The sequence below is a fragment of the Kocuria sp. ZOR0020 genome (assembly GCF_000800955.1).
Classification (GTDB): Bacteria; Actinomycetota; Actinomycetes; order Actinomycetales; family Micrococcaceae; genus Kocuria; species Kocuria subflava.
Genome location: NZ_JROX01000336.1, coordinates 1 through 3,540 on the forward strand (window position 1 = coordinate 1; position 3,540 = coordinate 3,540).

Sequence of the window (3,540 nt, forward strand, 5' to 3'; positions counted from 1 at the left end):
GTGCGGACTCACAGAGCAGGCTCTACACCCTCATTTACGAAGAGCCGATTAACGCCTGACGGTCTCTTTGTTGAACGGCGGTACACGAGTGGCCCCCAGCCGGTCGAAGCGAATTCATTTTCCTCTTGCGAGAGAACACTGGGCGATCATCGCTGCCACGGCGATGCTGGTGGTCGGCGGGTGCGCGATGTACTTGTCTTGGGGTGCGTGGGGCGTGTTCGTGGCCTGTAGTGCTCTGATGTTGGTGGGCTCGACGGCCCCGGCGTTGATGCTCCTTCCGCGGTCTGCGGTGACGAGAATGTTGGTCATGCAGGTGGCGTCTTGCGCGGTCTGGTTCATGCTCATCGGATGGGGGCTGGTTGCCCTGTTGTACCCCGCGTACACCGTCGGTTGGAGATTTCCGACTAAAGGCGGCGGAGGCATGCGAGTGGAAGACGAGGCCGATGCATTGTGGATAGGTTGGTCCGTGCTCGGCATGGGGGTCGCCTGCGCGGCGTTGATCATCACAGTCGAGATACTCCCTCGCATCCGCCGAGCACGAGTGGATCCGTGACTTCGAGAACGTCGTGGTCTACCGCCTGCTGTCCGTCGAGCGTGCAGCCTTGGTATCAGCTTGAGGTGACCTCGTAGACCCAGAGGTTGGTTTGTGCGGCGACGTGGTGGAGTTTAGGTTCAACGTGTGATCGACGGCCGATTACCGGGCACGCTGGACTTCAGTTCATCTGTGGTCGAGTGGCCCAGGCGTTGACATTGCATTGCTGCTCGGTGTGGTCGCCCGCAGCCACGACTGTTCCGTCGGCGCGCAGCCCAAGCGAGTGTCTCGCTCCGGCTGCGATCGCTGTGATGCCGGTCCATGACTGGACATCGCACTGGCCGAACTGGTTGTCGCCCGTTCCGAAGACCCTTCCGGTCTGGCTCAGCGCGAGCGTATGGACGGAGCCGGCCGCCACTGAGGTGATGCTTCTCCACGATGACACCTCGCACTGGCCTCTGCTGTCGTCGCCGACGGCGACGACGGTACCGTCTTCGTGTAAGCCGACGGTGTGCAGGTAGCCGGCAGAGACCCCGGACACGTGTGTCCACCGGGCGACGTCGGTCTGCCCTCGCTGATTGTTGCCAGTTGCGAGGGCTGTGCCGTCGCGTCGAACTGCGATTGTGTGCCAGTCGCCGCACGCGATCGCGACGATCCCGCTCCACAACTGCACGTCACACTGTCCTTCCGCGGTGCGACCGGTGGCGACGACCGATCCGTCGGCACGTAGCCCCACGGTGGTCCTCCAGCCGGCGGCTATTGCCGTGATCTCGCGCCACTGCGTGACGGCGGTCTGCCCGGCGTCGCTCCAGCCGGTAGCAAGTGCAGTCCCATCGGCTCGGAGCCCCACTGTGTGAGACTTGCCGGTATTGCGGGCCGTGTGGACGCTGCCAGCGGCTACGGCGATGACGTCGGACCAGGGTAGGACGTCACACTCGCCGGCTTGATTGTTGCCAGTGGCAATCACGGTCCCGTCCTCGCGTCGCAGCACTGAGTGCCGGTTCCCGGCCGCGAGTACGGTGCGCACGTGGACCTCCTCCGCGGTTCTCGTCGCCACCTGATTGTAGGCCGTCATACCAGTCGTTGCGGCAACGCCCGTCTCGTGGCCCCAGCGCGACGTGGCAAGGTTACCGACCTCGGAACTCGGACGAGCTCCAGCACTCCCGCGACCGTAGTGACAGCTCTGGTGCTCGCAGTCGTTCGAAAGCTTGTGATCGTCCCGATCTCCCACATGGGAGCGCCGGAGGGACGGTGAGCGAGCACCGACCTATGGACATAGCTCTCCAAAAGTGATTCGGCTACGGAATGCGGTGGAATTTCGTTTCGCCGTATAACCTCTGGCGTCGATTGAGTGGTCTGAGCTGCCGATGCGATGACCAAAATAGGTCAGCAGTCACTGTATAGTTCAGTGCATGCTGACCATTGTTTCACGCCTCGACGTCATGCACCGGCTCGGCCGAGCCATGGCGGACCCGACGCGATCCCGGATCCTGATGACCCTGCTCGACGGCCCGAGCTATCCGGCGGTGCTGTCGCGCGAGCTGAAGCTGACCCGGTCGAACGTGTCGAACCACCTGACCTGTCTGCGCGACTGTGGCATCGTGGCCGCCGAGCCCGAGGGACGGCAGACGCGCTACGAGATCGCCGACCCGCACCTCGCTGCGGCGCTCACGGCGCTCGTGGATGTGACGCTGGCCGTCGACGAGCACGCGCCATGCGTTGATGACCAGTGCCCGGTGCCGGGCTGCTGCGGGACGGGGGCAGGCGCATGAGCGCGGCGTGCGGCTGCGACGAGCCCGAGACCACGGTCGGCGAAGCAGTTGAGGAGGTGCAGGAGCGACCATGGTGGCGGGACCGCGGGATCATGGTCCCAGTCCTCTCCGGCGTCGCTTTCCTGACCGGTCTCGTCCTGGAGTGGTCCGGGCTCGAGATCCTGGCGCTGGTGCTGTTCTGGCTCGGTCTGCTGCTGGGAGCGTCGACGTTCACCCCGGGCGCGATCCGCAAACTGTTCAAGCGCAAGCTCGGCATCAGCCTGCTGATGACGATCAGCGCCATTGGCGCGGTGATCCTCGGCTACGTCGGGGAGGCCGCGGCCCTGGCGTTCCTGTACTCGATCGCTGAGGCGCTGGAGGACAAGGCGATGGACCGCGCCCGCGGCGGGCTCCGGGCGCTGCTCAAGCTCGTCCCTGAGACAGCGACCATCCGCCGCGACGGCGCGTCGGTCGAGGTCGCCGCGAAAGACCTCCAGGTGGGCCAGCTGATGCTGGTGCGGCCGGGCGAACGGATCGCGACCGACGGCGTCGTGGTCACGGGTCGTTCGAGTTTGGATACGTCTGCGATCACTGGAGAGTCGATCCCGGTCGAGGTCGAGCTGGGAGATGCAGTCTCGGCCGGTGCAATCAACTCCGCCGGCGCGCTGGAAGTCGAGACGACCGCGGCGGGCACCGACAACTCGCTGACCACGATCGTGGAGCTCGTTGAGCAGGCGCAGGCCGAGAAGGGAGACCGCGCCCGCCTCGCCGACCGCATCGCCCGACCCCTCGTCCCTGGTGTGCTCGTCCTCGCCGTCCTGGTGGCGCTGATCGGTTCGCTGTTCGGCGACCCCGAGCTGTGGGTCACTCGCGCCCTGGTCGTCCTCGTGGCGGCGTCGCCGTGCGCGCTGGCGATCTCCGTGCCGCTGACCGTGGTCGCCGCGATCGGCTCGGCGAGCAAGTTCGGCGTGATCGTCAAGTCCGGTGCCGCGTTCGAGCGCTTCGGCGTGATCCGCCACGTCGCCGTCGACAAGACCGGCACCCTCACCCGAAACGAGCCCGTCGTCACCGCCGTTCTCACCGCCGACGGGACCACCGAGGCGCAGGCGCTGGCGTGGGCGGCCGCGCTGGAGCAACACAGCACCCACCCGCTCGCGGCCGCGATCACCGCCGCCGCGCCGGGGGCCTCAGTAGCCGAGGACGTGACCGAGCAAACCGGGCACGGCATCGAGGGCAAGCTCGACGGCGCGCGGATCA

At 66.2% G+C, this 3,540-nt stretch carries 4 protein-coding genes; 2 read left to right on the top strand and 2 right to left on the bottom strand.

From position 1 onward, the window contains the following. Window positions 1-114 precede the first annotated feature (114 nt). Together L979_RS16035 and L979_RS13575 are read right to left on the bottom strand one after the other, a co-directional pair. A complete protein-coding gene (locus L979_RS16035) occupies window positions 115-339 on the bottom strand; it encodes a hypothetical protein (protein WP_156125608.1) in 225 nt (74 codons plus the stop codon). Window positions 340-713: 374 nt separating this feature from the next. Beyond that, the gene (locus tag L979_RS13575; protein ID WP_231559554.1) at window positions 714-1,559 is read right to left on the bottom strand and encodes a chromosome condensation regulator; all 846 of its coding nucleotides are present in this window, start codon (window positions 1,557-1,559) and stop codon (window positions 714-716) included. A 385-nt stretch (window positions 1,560-1,944) separates the two neighbouring features. On the opposite strand from L979_RS13575, the gene L979_RS13580 reads away from it, so the two are divergent. Together L979_RS13580 and L979_RS13585 are read left to right on the top strand one after the other, a co-directional pair. Then, on the top strand, window positions 1,945-2,304 hold the full coding sequence (locus L979_RS13580) for a helix-turn-helix transcriptional regulator (RefSeq protein ID WP_047692759.1): 360 nt from the start codon (window positions 1,945-1,947) through the stop codon (window positions 2,302-2,304). Further along, the coding region (locus tag L979_RS13585) for a cation-translocating P-type ATPase (protein WP_197052167.1) at window positions 2,301-3,540 on the top strand (1,240 nt) is incomplete at its 3' end. The genes L979_RS13580 and L979_RS13585, both read left to right, overlap by 4 nt.

Coding starts and splice junctions, on each gene's coding strand:
- L979_RS16035 (WP_156125608.1), bottom strand. CDS start 339: ATGAACCAGACCGCGCAAGACGCCACCTGCATGACCAACATTCTCGTC.
- L979_RS13580 (WP_047692759.1), top strand. CDS start 1,945: ATGCTGACCATTGTTTCACGCCTCGACGTCATGCACCGGCTCGGCCGA.